The 20,216-nt window shown below is 62.2% G+C and carries 16 protein-coding genes; 4 read left to right on the top strand and 12 right to left on the bottom strand.

The genetic code is table 11. The annotated features are described in order from the left end of the window. Nucleotides 1-8: 8 nt before the first annotated feature. The 8 genes from AC56DI_RS07325 to AC56DI_RS07290 form a co-directional block, all read right to left on the bottom strand. Nucleotides 9-2,147: a putative bifunctional diguanylate cyclase/phosphodiesterase gene (locus AC56DI_RS07325; protein WP_496345562.1), complete on the bottom strand. Its 2,139-nt coding sequence runs from the start codon at nucleotides 2,145-2,147 to the stop codon at nucleotides 9-11. After that, the gene (locus tag AC56DI_RS07320; protein WP_496345561.1) at nucleotides 2,131-5,088 is read right to left on the bottom strand and encodes a CHASE domain-containing hybrid sensor histidine kinase/response regulator family protein; all 2,958 of its coding nucleotides are present in this window, start codon (nucleotides 5,086-5,088) and stop codon (nucleotides 2,131-2,133) included. The genes AC56DI_RS07325 and AC56DI_RS07320 overlap by 17 nt, the downstream gene beginning before the upstream one ends. Nucleotides 5,089-5,325: 237 nt before the next feature. Next, complete coding sequence (locus tag AC56DI_RS07315) at nucleotides 5,326-6,261, bottom strand: glutathione S-transferase family protein (RefSeq protein WP_496345560.1); 936 nt, start codon at nucleotides 6,259-6,261, stop codon at nucleotides 5,326-5,328. 63 nt (nucleotides 6,262-6,324) lie between these two features. Further along, nucleotides 6,325-6,660, bottom strand: a complete 336-nt coding sequence (locus tag AC56DI_RS07310) for a GIY-YIG nuclease family protein (protein WP_496345559.1) — start codon at nucleotides 6,658-6,660, stop codon at nucleotides 6,325-6,327. A gap of 2 nt (nucleotides 6,661-6,662) precedes the next feature. Next, nucleotides 6,663-7,127, bottom strand: a complete 465-nt coding sequence (gene moaE, locus AC56DI_RS07305) for a molybdopterin synthase catalytic subunit MoaE (RefSeq protein WP_422589187.1) — start codon at nucleotides 7,125-7,127, stop codon at nucleotides 6,663-6,665. Nucleotides 7,128-7,131: 4 nt separating this feature from the next. Continuing rightward, entirely contained in the window at nucleotides 7,132-7,374 is a 243-nt protein-coding gene (locus AC56DI_RS07300; protein WP_324519949.1) for a MoaD/ThiS family protein, read from the bottom strand. Further along, a complete protein-coding gene (moaC, locus tag AC56DI_RS07295) occupies nucleotides 7,371-7,859 on the bottom strand; it encodes a cyclic pyranopterin monophosphate synthase MoaC (RefSeq protein ID WP_496345558.1) in 489 nt (162 codons plus the stop codon). The genes AC56DI_RS07300 and moaC overlap by 4 nt, the downstream gene beginning before the upstream one ends. 594 nt (nucleotides 7,860-8,453) lie before the next feature. Beyond that, nucleotides 8,454-9,845, bottom strand: coding sequence for a PhoH family protein (locus AC56DI_RS07290; protein ID WP_496345557.1), 1,392 nt, complete (start codon nucleotides 9,843-9,845; stop codon nucleotides 8,454-8,456). A 614-nt stretch (nucleotides 9,846-10,459) separates the two neighbouring features. Between AC56DI_RS07290 and yaaA the strand changes: the two genes are divergently transcribed. The 4 genes from yaaA (at nucleotide 10,460) to AC56DI_RS07270 (ending at nucleotide 15,666) form a co-directional block, all read left to right on the top strand. Further along, nucleotides 10,460-11,239 carry a peroxide stress protein YaaA gene (gene yaaA, locus AC56DI_RS07285; protein ID WP_496345556.1) on the top strand — a complete coding sequence of 260 codons (780 nt, stop codon included), beginning with the start codon at nucleotides 10,460-10,462 and terminating at the stop codon, nucleotides 11,237-11,239. 36 nt (nucleotides 11,240-11,275) lie between these two features. Next, a complete protein-coding gene (locus AC56DI_RS07280) occupies nucleotides 11,276-12,106 on the top strand; it encodes an SDR family oxidoreductase (protein WP_496345555.1) in 831 nt (276 codons plus the stop codon). Nucleotides 12,107-12,114: 8 nt separating this feature from the next. Beyond that, nucleotides 12,115-12,504, top strand: a complete 390-nt coding sequence (locus tag AC56DI_RS07275; RefSeq protein WP_496345554.1) for a hypothetical protein — start codon at nucleotides 12,115-12,117, stop codon at nucleotides 12,502-12,504. Between the two features lie 126 nt (nucleotides 12,505-12,630). Beyond that, a complete protein-coding gene (locus AC56DI_RS07270; protein WP_496345553.1) occupies nucleotides 12,631-15,666 on the top strand; it encodes a putative bifunctional diguanylate cyclase/phosphodiesterase in 3,036 nt (1,011 codons plus the stop codon). Here AC56DI_RS07270 and AC56DI_RS07265 read toward each other — a convergent pair. The 4 genes from AC56DI_RS07265 to arsH all read right to left on the bottom strand — a co-directional run bounded on the left by AC56DI_RS07265 (nucleotide 15,663) and on the right by arsH (nucleotide 20,205). Further along, nucleotides 15,663-16,550 (bottom strand): DMT family transporter, encoded by an 888-nt coding sequence (locus tag AC56DI_RS07265; protein WP_496345552.1) that lies wholly within the window; start codon nucleotides 16,548-16,550, stop codon nucleotides 15,663-15,665. The genes AC56DI_RS07270 and AC56DI_RS07265 overlap by 4 nt on opposite strands. Before the next feature lie 360 nt (nucleotides 16,551-16,910). After that, nucleotides 16,911-18,134: an organoarsenical effux MFS transporter ArsJ gene (gene arsJ, locus AC56DI_RS07260; RefSeq protein WP_496345551.1), complete on the bottom strand. Its 1,224-nt coding sequence runs from the start codon at nucleotides 18,132-18,134 to the stop codon at nucleotides 16,911-16,913. A 339-nt stretch (nucleotides 18,135-18,473) separates the two neighbouring features. Continuing rightward, complete coding sequence (locus tag AC56DI_RS07255; protein ID WP_496345550.1) at nucleotides 18,474-19,478, bottom strand: ArsJ-associated glyceraldehyde-3-phosphate dehydrogenase; 1,005 nt, start codon at nucleotides 19,476-19,478, stop codon at nucleotides 18,474-18,476. 10 nt (nucleotides 19,479-19,488) lie between these two features. Continuing rightward, nucleotides 19,489-20,205, bottom strand: a complete 717-nt coding sequence (arsH, locus tag AC56DI_RS07250) for an arsenical resistance protein ArsH (RefSeq protein WP_422589195.1) — start codon at nucleotides 20,203-20,205, stop codon at nucleotides 19,489-19,491. Nucleotides 20,206-20,216 lie beyond the last annotated feature (11 nt).

Raw genomic sequence — 20,216 nt, 5'->3', positions numbered from 1 at the left:
AGCGGGCACTACGGCGTGGATTTGAAAGGCAAGCGCTGCCAGTCCAGCGTCAACGGAAAGTTCTGCGCTTGAGCCAGGGGCAAGCCTGGTGCCACCAGAAAGCCCTGCATCACGGCGCAATTCTGGCTAACCAGCCAGTTACGCTGTTCAAGGGTTTCTACCCCTTCGGCAATCACCTCAAGCCCAAGGTTGCGCCCCAGTTCGATGATGCTGCTGACAATCGCCGCATCGCGCTCGGACTCAAGCATGTTGGCAATAAACAGACGATCGATCTTCAACGTGTCCAACTCGAAATGGCGCAGGTACGCCAGTGATGAGTAGCCGGTGCCAAAATCATCAATCGCCACCCGCACCCCCAACCGCCGCAGTTGCTGCAGCTGCTCGCGGGTGTTTTCAAGGTTGTGCATCAAGGCACTTTCGGTGACTTCCAGTTCCAATTGGGACGGGGCCATCTGATACAGCTCAAGCACCCGGCGCAGGTCCTCCAGCAGCGAAGGCATGCTGAACTGCACCGGACTGACATTTAGACTGAGAACCTGTTGCTCACGAAACGCCGGCGGGAACGTGAGGAATTGGCTGACCCCGGTATGAAAGACCCAGTCGCCCACCCGATTGATCAGCCGGGTCTCCTCCAGCAGCGGGATAAACAGCCCAGGCGATACCATGCCGACACCCGCGCGCTGCCAGCGCAGCAGGGCTTCGAAACCGCGCAGGCGACCCGTCTGCAAATGAACCTGCGGCTGGTAGACCAGCTGAAAATCATTCTGTTCGATGGCCGTGCGCAGGCTCTCTTCCAGCATCAGGCGGGAACGGGCGCGGCCGTTCATCTCCGGTGAGAAGAAGCGGTACTGCTGGCGACCGGCACGTTTGGCTTCATACATGGCCATGTCGGCGGCCCGCAGCAAGCCTTCCAGGTCCTGGCCGCACTCGGGAAAGCTGGCAATGCCGACGCTCGCGCCCAGAGTGACCTCGACACCGTCGACGCGGTGGCGCACGGAAATCATCTGGATCAGTTTTTCCGCAATCTTGGCGGCGTACTCCGGGTGCACCAGGGAGTCCAGCAGGATGGTGAACTCATCACCACCGACACGCGCCAGAATGTCGTAGGGGCGCAGACACACACGCAGCTGTTCGGCCACGTGCTGCAACACCTGGTCACCGGCGGCATGGCCGAGGGAGTCGTTGATCCGCTTGAAGCCGTCCAGGTCCAGGTACAACACGGCGATGCGCTTGCCGCTGCGCACTACCCGCGCCAGCAAGGACTCCAGCGCCTGGTTGAAACCACGGCGATTAAGCAGGCCGGTCAAGGGGTCGGTAATCGCCTGCGACGCCAGTTGGGCATGCAAGGCACGCTCGATGGACATGTCCAGAACGATAACGACCATTGAGCGTTGCAAGCCCGTCAGCGGTGAAAACGACAAGGTCACCGGCAATAGCTCGCCGGTAAAGGTGTACAGGCTGACGTCATGTACACGGCGGGTTTCGCCACGTTGCCAGTAGCGATAGAACTCGCTGTCCTGCCAGCGCACCGGCAAGCCGGGCTGTTGCAGATAAGACATCAGCGCCGTGCCTTCCAGGTCTGCGGCCGCCCCGTGAAGCATCTGCGCCACGGCCGGGTTGGCGAACTGGATGCAACCCTGCTCGTCGACCACCAGAATGCCTTCAGCGGCATTGGCCAATACCGACGCATTGAAGGCCTGGGCGCGTTCCAGTTGCAGGGTCAATTGCTGCAGTTCACGCCGACTCTGCTCGTGCACCAGCAAGGCCCGGATCTTGTGCCGCAGCACCTGGGGGTCAAACGGTTTGAGGATGAAATCCACAGCGCCGCTGGCATAGCCTTTAAGCACGGCATCCTGGGTTTGCGCGATGGCCGAAACGAAGATGATCGGGGTGAAACGGGTGCGCGGCGTGCCACGCATCAAGCGCGCCACTTCGAAGCCATCCATCTCCGGCATCTGCACATCCAGCAGCACAAGCTCGACTTCGTTCTCCAGCAGGCAGCGCAAGGCGGCCTCGCCAGAGTCGGCGCTACGCACCTGCCAGGCGCTGTTTTCCAGCAGGGCCTCCATGGCCACCAGGTTTTCCTGACGATCGTCCACCACCAGCAAGGTGGGTGCCTGACACGGGGCTTCAGTTTGCACCGGCATGGTCATTACCTCCCGGACTGTTCAGCCAACGACAAAGCAGATCAAGCAGCTCCTGGCGCGCCACCGGCTTGGCCAGGTAATCATCTGCACCGGCGGCCAGGCACTTTTCCCGGTCGCCCTTCATCGCATGGGCCGTTATGGCAATAATAGGAATGTTGCAACCATGCTGATGCTTGAGCAGATGGGTGGCGGTGTAGCCATCCATGTTGGGCATGGCCATGTCCATCAGGATCAAATCAAAGCGGTCACGGCCATAGCAGGCCAGCGCCTCAATGCCGTCCGCCGCCGGCGTGACGCGCAGGCCCAACTCATCGAGCAGGGCCATCAAGGCGTATATATTGCGCACATCATCGTCGACCAACAGCACATGCTGGCCTTGTAACGGCGCTCGACGGCGCTCCGCAGGCAGCGCCAGCAGCGGCGCCACCTGTCCCAGTTGAGCCCGCACCTGTTGCTCACTGAGCACCTCCACCGGCAGCCGCACACTGAATTGCGAGCCCTGCCCCGGCTGACTCTGCAGCTGGATATCGCCGCCCAGCGCTTCCAGCAACTGGCGGGTGATGGCCAGGCCCAAGCCGGTGCCGCCGTAGCGACGACTGGTGGAGCCGTCGAGCTGCTGGAACGCCTGGAAAATCCGCGCATGCTGATCGGCGGCAATGCCAATACCGCTGTCGCACACCCGCAGGCACAGCACCGTCAGGCCGCTGTCGCTCACGCCAGGCTGAATGCTGACCTGTAATTCAACCTGGCCCTGATCGGTGAACTTCAGCGCGTTGGACAGCAGGTTGCGCAAAATCTGGTGCAAGCGCACGCGGTCACTGAGGATGTTCTGGGGCACGTCGTCCGCCACCAGATTGAGCAGGCGCAGGCCCTTCTGTTCGGCTTGCGGGCGCATGCTGGCGTCCAGCTCGTGGAGCATCTCGCGCACATTCAGCGGCTCCAGCTTGAGCTGCACGCGCCCGGCCTCAACCTTGGCCAGGTCAAGCACGTCATTGATCAACTGCAACAGGTCACTGCCGGCCTTGTGCACGATGTCGGCATGTTTGACCTGTTTGACGCTGAGGTTGCCGGGAGCATTTTGTTTCAACTGATCACTGAGGATCAGAATGCTGTTGAGCGGCGTGCGCAGTTCGTGGGACATATTGGCAAGAAATTCCGATTTATAACGGTTGGCCAGCGCCAGTTGCTCGGCCTGTTCACGCAGGCGCTGCTCGGCCTCCTTGCGCGCGCTGATATCGATGATCACCGCCTGCACCAACACATCGTCGCCGCTGCGCAACGGCGACAGTCCCACTTCCAGCGGAATCAGCCGCCCCTCGCAGTGCTGGCCGAACAACTCGCGGCTGCCGCCCATCTGCCGGGGTTCCGGCGCCCGTTGGAAGCCCTGGCGCAAGCCAACATGGGCGTGCCGCAGGGCATCCGGCAGGAGCATTTCAACCGGCTGGCCGAGCACCTGATCACGGGGGTAACCAAACATCTTCTCGGTCTGGCGGTTGACCATGACGATCACGCCATGGCTGTCCACCAGCACGATGGCATTGGGCGATGCTTCGACCACCAAGCGAAAGCGCTCTTCGGCCGCCTTACGAGCGCTAATGTCGATGATCACCGCCTGCACCAGTACATCCTTACCGCTGCGCAAGGGCGACAGGCCCACCTCCAGCGGAATCAGCCGACCCTCCTGATGCTGACCGAACAGCTCGCGGTTGCCGCCCATGCGCCGGGGCTCGGGAGCCTGCTGAAATCCCTGGCGCATCGCCACATGGGCGTTGCGCAACGCGCCGGGTAAGAGCATCTCCACGGCCTGCCCGAGCATCTGCTCGCGGGCGTAGCCAAACATCTGCTCGGTCTGCCGATTGACCATGGCGATCAGGCCGTGACTGTCCACCAGCACGATGGCATTGGGCGAGGCTTCAACCACCAGGCGAAAGCGCTCTTCGCGCTCGCGCAGGCCCTCGTCCAGTTGTTCCTGACTGACCAGCGCCCGCTCGCGCAGGTACAGGTAACCGCCCACCAGCAAGGCCAACAAGGCGGCGGCCAGCAAGCCGACCCAAAGACTGAAACTGAGGCTGCGGTTATCCAGGCCCTGCTCGTATTGCGGTGTGCTGCTGACCGTCAATTGCCAGCGCCGGCCAAACAACTCCAGCTCGCGCTGAACCTGTAAACGGGGCACTCGACGCGATTCGCGGCGCAGGTCGAGCGGCTGCCCCTCGTCGCTAAGCGCCAGGTCGAACAACGCCCCGCGCGAACCAAGCAGGCCGCTCAGTAGCTCCGGCACCCGAAAGGCGCCATATACGGCGCCGAGCAATTCAGTCGACGATGCGCTCGCACGTGTGCCTGCAGGCTGAGGCCGGTAAACCGGCACAAACAAAAGCACGCCCAGCAGCGGTTCATGGGTACCGGCCTGTTTAAGTTGTACGGGCTGGCTAAGCGCGGCTACACCACTGAGGCTGGCCCGCTCAAATGCCTGGCGGCGCCGACTTTCGCTGAGCAGATCAAAACCCAGCACGCGCAAGTTCGCGTCCTCAGGCGGGGCGATATAGGTCACCACCAAGTAATCCTGGCGCACGCCTGCGGGGAACATCCCCGTCACAGCTTGCGGGCCCGCCAGGTAGCGGCCCCAGCCCAACGCCAGAACGCCTGGATAACGGGACTGCAATTGCAGCTGGGCGACGGCCCGCTGCCACTCCTCGGGCGAAACCTGCTGACTGCTGGCGAACACTCCCGACATGCCGCGCAGGGCCATCTCGTAGGCGCCCATGCGGTCATTGATACGCTGGGTGATGTCATCCACCGCCAGCGCAAAGCTCTGCTCCTGCACCTGCCGGTCACGTGCTTCCAGTGCATACCACTGCCAGCTGACCAGCCCGCCCAGGCCCGCCAGCAGCGTCAGCACCACCAGCAGAGGCAGGCGTGCAGACGGTCCAGGCACTTCATCCATGGGACCTCCGGGGCAGCAACACCCCATTCAACCGTTACTTGACGCCAGGTTGCCGACATCAACAGATTTGTTGAGCAGCTTAGTCAGGAATACCCCAAGTTTCCCGCTTTGGTCCACGAAACGACGAGTGGTGTCAGGCCATAAACAGGGAGCTGCAGCGCGAGGCAGCAACGCCGACTGCAGGCGAAAACGAAAACGCCCGGCGCAAGGCCGGGCGTGTGGTGTTACTGCGTCGATTTAGCCGGCTTCGAGACGAAAGCCGACCCGCGGGAAGTGCACGTGCACGACACCCGCACGCGCGTCTTCACGACGTAGGATCAGCTCTTCAGTACCGGCAAACAGCAGCTCGCCAACCACCGGATCGACGCCATAGTCAGTGGCCGCAATCGCCACCTGCTGGCCAAGTTGGAAGCCCGCGGGCAAGAGACTGGCCTCGTTCGGCAAAGCGGCCGGGGTGGCATTGCGCGCGATTTCAATGGCAGCGGCCGCATCCAGCTTGCTCACCGAACCATGACCAAAGCCCAACACCCGCTTGAGCCAGGCGGCCACGGCCGGATACTCGTCCACCAGCGGTGCGGTGACCGGCGTGGCCATCAGGAACCACAGCGGATGGGCCATGGCAAAGTCGGCCAGGGACGCCTCGCCAAACAGGAAGTCGCCGTCCTCGCGGCTCAGCTGCTGCTCCAACCGCGCCATAAAGGTCGGCCATTGCTGCTGCGCCTGCTCCAACGGCAAGCGGCTGGCACTGCCGCCGCTGAACAGGCCAGCACGGTCGGCCATAAAGCCTTTAACGGCCTCTGGCGGCAGCGCCGCAAAACGCACGGCAATCGACTCGGGCTGGAACACCAGGCTCACCGCATGCTGGAACAGCACCGAGTCGGCCCACTGCGCAACACTGGCAACATTGAATTCCTGGCCCTCGGGAAACAGCGCCGGCGTGGCTTTTTCTGCTTCCAGACGGCGCGCGATCAACGCCGTATCACAATAAATATCGGCGCCGATCTGCAGCACCGGGGTCTTGCGGTAGCCGCCGGTGAGGGCGGTCAGGTCGGGTTTGGGCATCACCGGCGGGATCAATACCGAATGCCAGGACAGCTGTTTGAAGCCGAGCAACAGGCGAGCCTTCTCAGCAAACGGCGAGTTCGGGTAGTGATGCAGAATCAACTCGTGCATGGCGCGCTCCGGGCGGCGGGGAAAAATCCAGCTTACCCGTGCAGCCTGCGCTGGCCTAGCCACTCAGGCTGATGGCACGCCATCAGCGGCCTGGATAGCCAGGTAACTGGCCACCAAGGCTTCCTTGGCGGACTTCTTCAATTGCTTGATGCCGCGCTCTTCGCGCAGGGCCGCCGGCTTGTCGGCGCAACGCTCGACATACACCAGGGCCCGGGCCGGACTGGAGTAGAAGAAGCGCGCGCCCTTGCCGCGCTGATGTTGGGCAAAGCGCCGCTGCGGGTCGTCGCTGATGCCGCAATACAAGGCCCCGTTAGCGGCCCGCACCAGGTAGACAAACCAGGGTTTGGCCGGCGCCTCAAGGCTGGCGGCGGCCTCATCCTGCGGCGGCAGAACCGACATATTCAACTCGGTGTTTCATCCTGCCAGCGCTGTGCGGCTTGCTGATCGCTGGCACGACCTTCCACCCAGCTGGCGCCGGTGCTGCCGTGTTCCTTCTTCCAGAACGGCGCGCGGGTCTTCAGGTAATCCATAACGAAGTTGCAGGCCTCGAAAGCGGCCTCGCGGTGGGCGCTGGCGGTGCCGACAAAAACAATCGGCTCACCGGGCTCCAGGGCGCCAACGCGATGGAGAATTTCCAGGCGCAGCAGCGGCCAGCGCTGCTCGGCCTCGACGGCAATTTTGGCCAGGGCCTTCTCGGTCATCCCCGGATAATGTTCGAGGAACATGCCGGCCACGTCCTGCCCGGCATTGAAGTCGCGCACATAGCCGACAAAGCCGACCACCGCGCCGATGCCGACATTGGCCGCGTGCAGGGCATTGACCTCGGCACCCGGATCAAACGGCGCGTTCTGGACCCGAATGGCCATGTGGCTAACCTCCCGTTACGGTGGGAAAAAAGGCGACTTCGTCACCGGCGCTGACGGCCTCATCGAGGCTGCACAGCTCTTGATTGCGCGCGCACATCAGGTTCGGCTCGGCCAGCACCTGCCACACCCCGCCACGGGCCAGGAGTTGCTGACGCAACGCGTCGAGACTAGCGAAACTGCCGCTCAGTTGCTCCGCATCGATGCCTAGGGTTTCGCGATAGCGGGCGAAATACTGCACATGAATCATGCTTCGCCTCCCTCTTGATCCTGCAGACGGTAGTGGCCGCTCTTGCCGCCGAGTTTCTCCAGCAGGCGCACCTGTTCGATGACCATGCCGCGATCCACCGCCTTGCACATGTCATAAATGGTCAGGGCAGCAACGCTGGCAGCGGTCAGGGCCTCCATCTCAACCCCGGTCTGGCCGGCCAGTTTGCAGCGCGCGACGATGCGCACGGCATCCTCGCCCAGGGCCGTCAGCTCGACCTTGACGCCGGTCAGCAACAGCGGATGGCAGAGTGGAATCAGATCAGAGGTTTTCTTCGCTGCCTGGATGCCGGCAATCCGCGCCACGGCGAACACATCACCCTTGGGGTGACCGCCCTGGACGATCAACTGCAGGGTTTCAGGGCGCATACGCACCAGCGCTTCGGCTTGCGCTTCACGGAAGGTCACGGCCTTGGCGGTGACATCGACCATATTGGCGTGGCCCTGGGAATCGAGATGAGTCAGCACAGGATTGCTCCGGATTAGGAGCGCCGATTGTAAACCGCCAGGCCAACCATGGGGCAAACGTCGGCGGGCGCCTAAGTGACACCCGCCGGGCACTCACATATGGGTCTGTCACCTTACGACTATGTTTGACACAGCATTGAGTGGGCGCGGTTAAACGCTTCGCGGTCAAGACCGCTCCCACGGATCGTGCAGGCGCCGCGGTCCCCCGGTCCCGTCAGAAGGCCGAAACGTAGCGAAGCGAAGTAACAGCCGCAGGCTGGCCCGAAGGGCGAGCGCAGCGAGTAGTGGAGGTGCTGTGGAGAGGGGCATTTGGCATGGATGCCAAATGAGTCACGATGGGCCAAGGATGGCCCACCGTGACGACCCTCGGAGCAGTGCCGGAGCGAGGGAAGTTTCGCGCAGCGAAACCCGGATGCCGGGTGCGCTTTCTCTTTGGTTACTTTCTCTTTCGCGCAAGCCAACGTAGCGAAGCGAAGCGAAGTAACAGCCGCAGGCTGGCCCGCAGGGCGAGCGTAGCGAGTCAAGAGAAAGTGACTCGCCGTAAAGGCGAAACCGATAGTGGCCAAACGCGCAACACACTATCGGGACATCGCCTTACATATTGGCCTCGGCGTATTCCGCCAGCAGCGAACGCGGCACCCCTTGCAGGGTGATGTGCACGCCATGGGGGAAGTCCTTGAAGCGCTCGGTCAGGTAGGTCAGGCCGGAGCTGGGCGCCGACAGGTAGGGCGTATCGATCTGCGCCAGGTTGCCCAGGCACACCACCTTGGAGCCGGTGCCGGCGCGGGTGATGATGGTTTTCATCTGGTGCGGAGTAAGGTTCTGGCACTCGTCGATAAGGATCAGGCTCTGCTGGAAGCTGCGCCCGCGAATGTAGTTGAGGGATTTGAACTGCAGCGGCACCTTTTGCAGGATGTAGTCGACGCTGCCGTGGGTGTTCTCGTCATCCATATGCAAGGCTTCGAGGTTATCGGTGATGGCGCCAAGCCAGGGCTCCATCTTCTCCGCCTCGGTGCCGGGCAGAAAGCCGATCTCCTGATCCAGCCCTTGCACGCTACGGGTGGCGATGATGCGCCGGTAGCGCTTGCTGACCATGGTCTGCTCGATGGCCGCCGCCAGGGCCAGGATGGTCTTGCCCGAGCCCGCCGCGCCGGACAGATTGACTAAGTGAATATCCGGATCGAGCAGCGCATACAGCGCCAGCGCCTGATAGATATCCCGTGGCCGCAACCCCCAGGCCTCCTGATGCAGCAATGGCTCCTGATGCAGATCGAGAATCAGCAACTCATCAGCCTTGATGCCTTTGATCCAGCCGACGAAGCCCTGCTCGTCGACGATAAATTCATTGATGTGTACCGCCGGCAGGTTGTCGATCAGCTGCACCTGATGCCAGGTGCGGCCCTGGCCCTGACGGGTCTCGACCTTACTGACGCGGTCCCAGAACGAGCCACTCAGGGTGTGATAGCCCTTGGGCAACAGCGCCACATCGTCCACCAACTGGTCGGTGTGGTAATCCTCGGCGGCAATCCCGCAGGCCCGCGCCTTCAGGCGCATGTTGATGTCCTTGGTCACCAGCACCACGGACAGGCCCGGACGGCTGGCTTGCAGCTCGACCAACTGGTTGATGATCTTGTTGTCGTTGAGGTCTTCCGGCAGCCAGGTCAGCGGCTCCGCGCGCTTGCTCATGAGGATCGACAGGTAACCGCAGGGCCCACTCTTGTCGCGCAGGATCGGCACCCCGTGCTCGACCTCCTCCGGCGTGGCACCGCCAAGAATCTTGTCGATCAGGCGAATGGCCTGGCGACACTCGGCCGCCACCCCCTGTTTACCGCTTTTGAGCTTGTCCAACTCTTCCAGCACCGTCATCGGGATGGCGACGTGGTGCTCCTGAAAGTTCAGCAAGGCATTCGGGTCGTGGATCAGTACGTTGGTATCGAGGGCGTACAGGGTTGGCGCGGTGGGGCTGACACGTCCGTGATTTTCCATACTCGCTCACCTTTTCACTGGGGGCCAGACGACGCAGCACTGCAGCAGCATTGCGCCGCGAACAGAGCGTCGAGCTCCCACCCAGGGCGGTGGGCCGGTACACACCCGTGAAGGCCGAGCAGGCCGTGGTAACAGCACCGCTGCAGTGGCAAGGCAGCGATAAACCACAACACGCCACGACCGCCACCGGTGTTGCCGGGTTCGACGGTCTAGCTCAGTAGATAACGCAAAAACGATGACAGGAAAAGCACTACAACAGACTCGCGGTGATTATTTTTCTGCAGCGCCAGCTACCTGTTGCGCTTACCGCCATTACCGGTTTCGGCTTTACGCCGAGTTACTTTCTCTTGACTCGCTACGCTCGCCCTTCGGGCCAGCCTGCGGCTGTTACTTCGGTGCGCTACGTTTCGACCTCCTGACGGGACCGAGGCGCTTGAGAATCCGTGGGAGCGGTCTTGACCGCGAAGCTTTTAACAGCTCCAGCTCTATCCGGGCGCAAGGATGATTGCCTTACAACAGCTAACGGTTACAAATCTTTATTTTCTCCCACTACCCGATAACCCAGCCCTGCAAGCGACGCGCTAGAATCGCCGCACATATTTAGGAGCCGCTTTATGCTGATGGTGATTTCCCCAGCCAAGACCCTCGACTACGAGACCCCAGCGGCGACCCCGCGCTTCACCCTGCCCGCTCACCTCGACCACGCCAGCGAACTGATCGCTCAGCTGCGCGAACTGAGCCCGGCGGACATCAGCACGCTGATGGACCTCTCCGACAAACTTGCCGGCCTGAACGCGGCACGCTTCGGCAGCTGGTCGCTGGACTTCACCCCGGCCAACGCCAAGCAGGCCTTGCTGGCGTTCAAGGGCGACGTCTATACCGGCCTGCACGCCGACGACTTCAACGACGCCGACTTCGACTTTGCCCAGCAGCACCTGCGCATGCTCTCCGGCCTCTATGGCCTGTTGCGGCCCCTCGACCTGATGCAGCCCTACCGCCTGGAAATGGGCACCAAGCTGGCCAACCCGCGCGGCAAGAACCTCTATGAATTCTGGGACGAGCGCATCAGCGGCTGGCTCAACGAGGCCCTGGCAGCACAGGGCGACGACGTGCTGCTCAACCTGGCCTCCAATGAATACTTCAGCGCCGTGAAGCGCAAAGCCCTGCACGCGCGGGTGATCAACACTGAGTTCAAAGACCTGAAAAACGGCCAGTACAAGATCATCAGTTTCTACGCCAAGAAAGCCCGCGGCCTGATGGCGCGCTATGTGATCAAGGAACGCCTGCAAGACCCGGCCGGCCTCAAGGACTTCAACGCCCAGGGCTACCGTTTCAGCAGCGAGCACTCCAAGGCCGACAGCCTGGTGTTTCTGCGCGACCACGCCGACGACTGAGCCACCCTCAAACTTATCTTTCACAAGGACTGTTGCATGACCCAGCCTGTCGCCCTGATCACCGGTTGTTCCAGCGGCATCGGCCGCGCCCTCGCCGACGCCTTCCAGGCTGCCGGCTATTGCGTCTGGGCCAGCGCCCGCAAAGCCGAAGACCTAGCCGCCCTGAGCGCCGCCGGCTTTACCGCGGTGCAACTGGACGTCAATGACGGCCTGGCCCTGGGCCAGTTGGCCGAACGCCTGAAAGCCGAAGCCGGTGGCCTCGACGTGCTGATCAACAACGCCGGTTACGGCGCCATGGGACCGCTGCTGGATGGCGGCGTTGAGGCCCTGCGCAAGCAGTTCGAAACCAACGTCTTTGCCCTGATCGGCGTGACCCGCGCGTGTTTTCCGCTGCTGCGCCAGAACAAGGGCCTGGTGGTGAATATCGGCAGCGTCTCCGGCGTGTTGGTTACCCCGTTTGCCGGCGCCTACTGCGCCAGCAAGGCGGCCGTGCAGGCGCTCTCTGATGCCCTGCGCATGGAGCTGGCACCGTTCGCCATCGAGGTCATGGAAGTACAACCCGGCGCGATCGCCTCCAGCTTCGGCAGCAACGCCAGCGCCCAGGCCGAACAACTGCTGGACGAAGCCTCGCCCTGGTGGCCGATCCGTGATGGCATCCGCGCCCGCGCCAATGCCTCTCAGGACCACCCGACCCCGGCCAGCGAGTTTGCCCGTGACCTGCTCGCCGCCGTGCAAAAACGCCGGCGCCCGCACTTGCTGCGCCTGGGCAACGGCAGCCGCGCCCTGCCCCTGCTCGCCGCTCTGGTGCCCAAGGCCTGGCTGCAAGCCGGCTTGAAAAAACGCTTCGGCCTCAATCGCAGCCTGTAGGGGGCGCCATGCACGAACCCACGTCCAGCAATGTTGCAGTCAGCCGCCTGGCCCTGAGCGGCGTTGCTGCGGTGATAGTGCTCAACCTACTGCTGCGCAGCCTGGTGCACCTGGGCGGCGTGATTACCACGCTGCTGATCGCCAGCGCTGTCGGCTTCGGCATGGCCCGCTGGTTTGCCTGGCAACAGCAGCGCCCACCCAGCAGCAGTGAACGTCTGCGCCTGCTCGGCGTTTATGGCGGCGTACTGGCGTTGCTCTACCTCGGTTTGCTCGGCCTGATGGTGCTCAAAGATGAACCAGGGCCCATGGGCCTGTTGCTGTTCGGCGCGCACTATTTCTGCTATCCCTTATTGGCCTGGCTGGCGTTAGCCGGGCGCAATGCGCGACGGAAAATCTAGCTTTCGGCGCGCAGCAGGCGTGAGGGGCGTTGAAATGACAGCAACAGAGCCACGCCACCCGTCAGCTATGCTGCCAAGAGAAGCGTCAGCGCCTCTCTCCCCCCTGCAAGACGCCGAGTAGTACTCATGGGATCAGTCGTCACACGTCGCCATTTCAATCTGGCCCGCCGCATTCAGTTGCAAATCGGCCTGGTGATTGCTCTGGCGATCATTGCCGTGACCTGGCTCAGCTACCAGACCAGCATGCGCAGCCTGCGCCAGCAAGCGCTCGACAGCCTGCGCAGCGAAGTGTCCTCGCGCACCCAGTTCGACTCCGATGTGTTTATCCAAGCCGAACAGAACACCTACCTGCTGCGTGATGAATACCTACGGCGCCTGCAGGAGCAGGCTGGGCAAGACCCGCAAATTGAATTTGATCACTGGTTCGTGCGCTACCCCGACGGCTTGATCCGTGTGCGCCCGGAACTGGACGACTTCAAGCGTCAGCCATCGATTTATATCCGTGCTCAGGTGACGTTGAATGACGATATCCGCCGCCAGGTACTCGTGGCCTTCAAGCTGCTGCGCGAATGGGGCGCGCCGATGACCATGCGTTATTACTCGGCCTATATCGACTTACCCGGCGTCGCCCTGATCATGTACTCGCCCTCGGTCAACTGGGGCCAGGAGTCTGATCGTAATACCAATAATTTCGACTACCCACCGGTGCGCAACTCCGCGCCTGACCGTAACCCACAGCGCCTGAACAGCTGGACGGAGGTGTACTTCGATGACAAGGCCGGCATCTGGATGCTGTCCACCATCACCCCGGCGGACCAACACGGCCAGTGGCTGGGTACCGTTTCCCAGGATATCTCCATCGAAGCCCTGGTGAAGCGCACCACTGAGCAGGACAACACCGGCACCTACAACTTAATCATTGACGACCAACAACGCTTGATCGCCCACCCGCAGTTGATGGAAAAAATTCGTACGTCGGCCGGCAGCCTGCATCTGGATAAATTGGGTGACCCTCTGCTGCAGAGCTTTGCCCAGAGCATTCGCAATCTCCAACGCTGGCCCAGCGTCGTAACCTCGGCCGACGGTCAGTACTACCTGGGTGTGGGGCGTATTCGCGGGCCCAACTGGTCGTTTGTCAGCGTTTACCCCAAGGCACTGCTAGAAGAAAAAGCCTTCGCCTCCGCCCGTACCATTCTGATCGCTGGCCTGATTGGCCTGGCGATTGAATTGCTGTTGTTGGCCTGGATTATCCGCTGGCAGGTGGCGCGCCCGCTGGGCATGTTGCAACGGGCGACCCAATCCCTGGCAACCGGCGAACTGAGTCCAGAACTGCCTACCGAACGCCAGGACGAACTGGGCAAACTGGCCCGCAGCTTTACCGAAATGGCCAGCAAGCTAAGAGCCCGCGATGAAGCCTTGAGTGTGCGCGCCGCGCAACTGGAACACGAAATCCAGCAACGCCATGAATCCGAGGACGCCCGTCAACGGCTTTCCGATCGTCTGTCGATCGCGGCCGAGGTGGCCTACCTGGGCGTCTGGGAGTGGGACATCAGCGCTCAACAGTCCTACTGGGATGCACAAACCTTTCGGCTTTATGGCCTGGAGCCATTCAGCGTCAAAGCCAGCACTGATATCTGGCTCGAACGGCTGACCGACGAGGACCGCTCGCGCCTGGTAACCGTCCTGCGCAATGGCATCGACGGTCCCCATTCGCGGCACGAGATCGAGTACCAACTAAAGTGGCCAAATGGTGAGGTGCATTACCTGTCGTGCATCTTCCACGTCAGCTTCGACAACAACGGCAAGGCCAGCCGCCTCACCGGCGTGCAGGTGGACATCACCGAACGCAAACGGGTCGAGCAGCGCATCCTGCACATGGCCACCCATGATTCGCTGACCGGCCTGGCCAACCGCTTGCTGCTGACCGATCGCCTGCAACAAACCATCCTGACCAACGAACGCAATCCCCATCTGATCGCGCTGTTGTTCATCGACCTCGACCACTTCAAGCAGGTCAATGACACCCTGGGCCACAGCCTGGGCGATGAACTGCTCAAGATGGTCAGCGGCCTGCTGTGCAATCAGGTGCGCAAAGGCGACACGGTGGCCCGCCTGGGCGGGGACGAATTTGTCATCTTGCTGCCGCACATCACCCACAGTGAAGACGCCATCCGGGTGGCGAAAAACGTCATCAAATGCCTGGGCGATGTGGTGCATCTGGAAGGCGCCAACCTGACCATCACCCCAAGCATCGGCATCGCCCTCTACCCGAATGACGGTCTGGATGCGGAAACCCTGCTGCGCAATGCCGACATTGCCATGTACCGGGCCAAAGCCCAGGGGCGCAACAGCTATCAGTGCTACACCGCCGATATGGGCGAACTGGCCAGCGAGGTCCTACGCCTGGAAATGGCCCTGCGCCAAGCCATCGAGCAACAGGAGTTCGAGCTTTACTACCAGCCCAAAGTCGCCGCCGCCAGCCAGAAAATCATCGGCGCCGAAGCGTTGATCCGCTGGAACCGCCACGGCCAAGGGCAAGTACCGCCGGACAAGTTCATCCCGTTCGCCGAACAGCGCAACCTGATCCTCGGCATCGACCAGTACGTGCTGCGCCAGGCCTGCAGCCAGCTGCGCGAATGGCTTGATGCCGGCGTGCCGGGCCTGCCAGTGGCGGTAAATTTGTCATCGGCCCACTTTGGCCGCGAGTCTCTGCTACCAGAGCTGCAGGCCTTGCTCGACGAGTTTGCGCTGACGCCCAACCTGCTGCAGTTGGAGGTCACCGAAGGCCTGTTGCTGCAAGAAAGCTGCACCGTGCACAGCAACCTCGTCGGCCTGCGGCAACTGGGCATCAAAATCAGCCTGGATGACTTCGGCACCGGCTACTCGTCGCTGTCCTACCTGCACCGCTTCCCGGTTGATCAGCTGAAAATCGACCGTTCCTTTATCAGCAGTCTGAGCAGCGAAGACCCCGACGCACCGCTGGTCAGCGCCATTATCAGCATTGGCCACAGCCTCAACCTGTCGGTGATTGCCGAAGGGGTGGAAAGCGCCGAGCAAGCCCAGTTGCTGCACCGTCTCAACTGCGACGAGTTGCAGGGTTACTACTTCTCCCGACCGCTACCGGCAGCGGACTACGCCAAGCTGCTGGTGCCAGAAAACTAAGCCGGGGCCAACTGTGGCTTGGGCCGGCGGAACACCAGGATATTGCCGAGCATCACCAGCAGCAGGCCAAGCAAGGCTGGCGGCGTCCATTGATAGCCCTCGACCACGGCGGAGATATTCAGCGCCACCAGCGGGAACAGCACCGTGCAATAGGCCGCGCGCTCCGGGCCCATGCGCCCGACCAGGGTCAGGTAAGCGGTAAAACCAATCACCGAACCGGGAATCGCTAGATAAAGCAGCGAGCCGATATAGCGCGTGCTCCAATCAATCTCAAGCGGCGTACCGCTGAGCAGGCAATAGCCAATCAGCAGGATGGCGCCGTAGGCCATGCTCCAGGCATTGGTGCTCAGTGGGCGGTAACCAGCCTTCTGCTGCAGGCTGGAGAGCAGGTTGCCGGCGGAAAAACACAGGGTGCCTAGCAGCGACAAACCCAGCCCCAACAACGTCTCCCGGCTGGCCTCATGACCAACCAACTCCGGCCAAAACAACAGGCCCAGGCCGCACAGCCCCAGAGCACCGCCGGCCAGCACATTGGCGGCAATCCGCTGGCGCAGGAACAACCGCGCATTCAGCGCATTCCATAGCGTGGCAGTGGAAAACACCACGGCGATCAGGCCACTGGGGATCCACTGGCTGGCGGTGTAGAAACACAGAAAATTCAGGCTGAACAAGCACAAGCCCTGGGCCAGACACAGCCCTTGGGTACGCCGATCCAGGCGCTGCAAACCGCCGCTGAGCAGCAGCACGGCAAACAGCACCAGCGCCGCCATGGCAAAGCGATAGGCGATGGAGGCGGCCAGAGCCACCTCACCCAATTGCAGTTTGATGGCGATCCAGGTGGTGCCCCAGATCAGCACGGTCAACAGATACAAAAACAGGTTCATCAGACGGCTCCCAATCACGAAGCCAAAGTCTGCGCCGCCCAGGCCAGGCGCACTTGCACAAAGTTGCGCTTATTGACGGCGACTCGCCTGCGCACGGTTGCACCGCGCGCGCCTGTCTTAGGTGAGGCTTCAGCAGCGAACCCTCCAACTCTCAACACCCACTTCGCGGCTGAAGCCGCTCCCACAGGAATGGCGGCAGGCGCTGCCGATGCTGATCTAGCCCGCTGCGCGACTCTCGCTAATCCAAAGAATTGCGCTGCTTGTATGCACGGCGACCAGGCTTTTGTAGGAGCGGCTTCAGCCGCGAATTGCGCCGATCACTTAATCCCTATAACAGCCCCGCACATGGACATAACCCGCCTAAGCACTCGGCACCCCATGCCGCGGCAAGCCAATAGAGATCAGCGCCGCCAGCAACACGAACGCCGAGGAAATCCACAAACACGCCTCCAACCCGTACGCCTGATACACCCAGCCCGACAGCAAGGTGCCGAGCAGGCGGCCGAGGGCGTTGGACATGTAGTAGAAGCCCACGTCCAGCGAAACGCCATCGGCCTTGGCATAGCTGACGATCAGGTAGCTGTGCAGCGAGGAGTTGACCGCAAACAGCGCGCCGAACAGCAACAAGCCGCCGATCAACACCCATTCGGCCGGCAACGGGCTGCCCAGGACCAGAGCAATCGCCGCCGGCAACCCTGCCAGCAGCAAGGCCCAGACCAACGCCGCGCGACCATCCGGCAGCTCACCGCGGGCCTTGCCGGTGATGCGCGGCGCGAAGGACTGCACCACGCCGTAACCGATCACCCAGGTGGCGAGAAACCCGCCCACCTGCCAGAAGTCCCAACCGAACACGGCGGACAGGTACACCGGCAGCGCCACCACAAACCACACATCGCGGGCACCGAACAGAAACAGCCGGGCTGCAGAAAGAATGTTGATTGCCCGACTCTTGGACAGGATGTCGCGAAACTTCGGTTTGCCGCTGGCCTTGCCCAAGTCCTTCTGCAACAGCCGCAAGCTGGCCAGCCAGATCAGCGCCAGCACGGCAGCCATGGCCAACACCGCACCGGCAAAGCCCAGCAGCGCCAGCAACGCGCCGCCGAGGAAAAAGCCCACGCCTTTGAGGGCGTTCTTCGACCCCGTGAGAATCGCCACCCACTGGTACAACCGGCCCTGCTCGCCATCCGGCACCAGCAACTTGATTGAGCTTTTGGCGCTCATCTTGTTCAGGTCTTTGGCGATGCCCGACAGCGCCTGGGCGCCCATCACCCAGGGAATCGTCAGCCAGGCTGCTGGCACGGTGAGCACCAGCAAGGCGCCCACCTGCAGGCCGAGGCCGATGTTCATGGTGCGATTCAAGCCCAGCCGCGCGCCCAGGTAACCGCCCAGCAGGTTGGTGACCACGCCGAAGATTTCGTAGAACAAAAACAGCGCGGCGATCTGCAGCGGCGTGTAGCCGAGGCTGTGAAAATGCAGCACCACCAACATGCGCAAGGCACCGTCGGTGAGGGTAAAGGCCCAGTAGTTACCGGTTACCAGCAGGTATTGGCGGACGTCGCTGGAAAGCTGCGAGAACAAACCCATGGGTTATTCCTGAATAGTGTGTGAGCCCCGCGCCCCTCTCCCCATAGGTGAGATGGGCGGTACGCGTGCGCTGAATACTGCGTGGGTTTGGCTCCCCTCTCCCGTTCACGGGGCGTAGCGGGAAAGCGAAGCACTGCTTCGCCCGCTAAAGCGCCCTGAGCTCTGCGAAGGGCTGGGGCGCAGAGCGGGGGCTGGGGGAGAGGGTGGTAGTCCGAGTGCAATCCAAGGTGGACACTTGCCAGAACTTCCCGGATTACATCCGCGCTACGATTTAAGCCCGTAGCCCGGATGTAATCCGGGAAAGCACCCATAGCCCCCCGAATCACCCACGGGTTTCGCTCAGCCGGCCAAACCCACCAGCCGTGCCAGTTCAACGGTGCGGTTGGCGTAGCCCCATTCGTTGTCGTACCAGGCGTAAATCTTCACTTGGGTGCCGTTGACGACCATGGTCGACAACGCGTCGATGATCGACGAGCGCGGGTCGGTGCGGTAATCGATGGACACCAGCGGCCGCTCTTCATAACCGAGAATCCCGGCCAGCGAACCCTCCGCCGCCGCCTTAAACAAGGCGTTGACCTCCTCCGCCGTGGTCGCACGCTCAACCTCGAACACGCAATCGGTCAGCGAAGCGTTGGCCAGCGGCACACGCACGGCGTGGCCATTCAGTTTGCCGCGCAGTTCCGGAAAGATCTCGGCAATCGCGGTGGCCGAACCGGTGCTGGTCGGAATCAGGCTCATACCCGAAGCCCGAGCGCGACGCAGGTCCTTGTGCGGCTGGTCGAGGATGCTCTGGGTGTTGGTCAGGTCATGGATGGTGGTGATCGACCCGTGGCGGATGCCCAGGTGTTCGTGGATCACCTTGACCACCGGTGCCAAGCAGTTGGTGGTGCAGGAGGCCGCCGTGACAATGCGGTGCACGGCCGGGTCGAACAGGTCCTGGTTGACCCCCATCACCACGTTTAATGCACCGGCCTCTTTCACCGGGGCGCTGACCACTACGCGCTTCACGCCCTGATCGAGATAGCCCTGCAGCACCGCCACCGTCTTCATCTTGCCGCTGGCTTCGATCACCAGGTCGCAGCCCGACCAATCGGTGTCGGCGATGGCTCTGTTGGCCGTGACCTTGATCGACTTGCCGTCGATCACGATGCACTCGCCAGCATGGCTGGCCTCATGTTGCCAACGGCCATGCACCGAGTCGAAATTGAGCAGATGGGCGTGGGTCGCCGCATCGCCAGCCGGGTCGTTGACCTGCACGAATTCCAGCTCTGGCCAGCCCCAGGCAGCGCGCAGGGCCAGGCGGCCGATGCGGCCAAAACCGTTGATACCCACTTTGATGGTCATACACTGCTCCTTAAATGGAAGATTGATTAACCCGTTTCGACAGCTGCTCGGCCGACTCCTTGCGCTCGGAGTAGCGGTCCACCAGGTAGTCCGCCTGCCCACGCAGCAGCAGGGTGAACTTGACCAACTCCTCCATCACATCCACCACCCGGTCGTAATAGGCCGAGGGTTTCATTCGCCCGGCGTCGTCGAATTCGAGAAACGCCTTGGCCACCGACGACTGATTGGGGATGGTGAACATGCGCATCCAGCGCCCGAGTACGCGCATCTGGTTCAACGCGTTGAACGATTGCGAACCGCCCGACACCTGCATCAGCGCCAGGGTCTTGCCCTGGCTGGGACGTACGGCGCCCATGCTCAGGGGAATCCAGTCGATCTGCGACTTGAACACCCCTGTCATCGCCCCGTGGCGTTCCGGCGAGCACCACACCTGGCCTTCCGACCACAGCACCAGCTCGCGCAGTTCCTGCACCTTGGGGTGACTGTCCGGCGCATCGTCCACCTGCGGCAGACCGCTGGGATTAAAGATCCGCGTTTCCGCGCCCATGGCCTGCAGCAAGCGCGCCGCCTCGAAGGTCAGCAGGCGGCTGAACGAACGCTCGCGATTGGAGCCGTACAGCAGCAGGATGCGCGGCGGATGGGCAACGGTCGGTACGCTGGCGAGCTTATCGGCACTGGGTCGGTCAAACAGCTCAAGGTCGAGGTGCGGCAAGTGATCATCGGTCATAAACAGTCCTG

It is taken from the genome of Pseudomonas sp. BGA-UO-ETr-WB11, assembly GCF_059567785.1.
The sequence above is the reverse complement of the archived record's forward strand: the minus strand, read 5'-3'. Positions and strand labels throughout refer to the sequence as shown.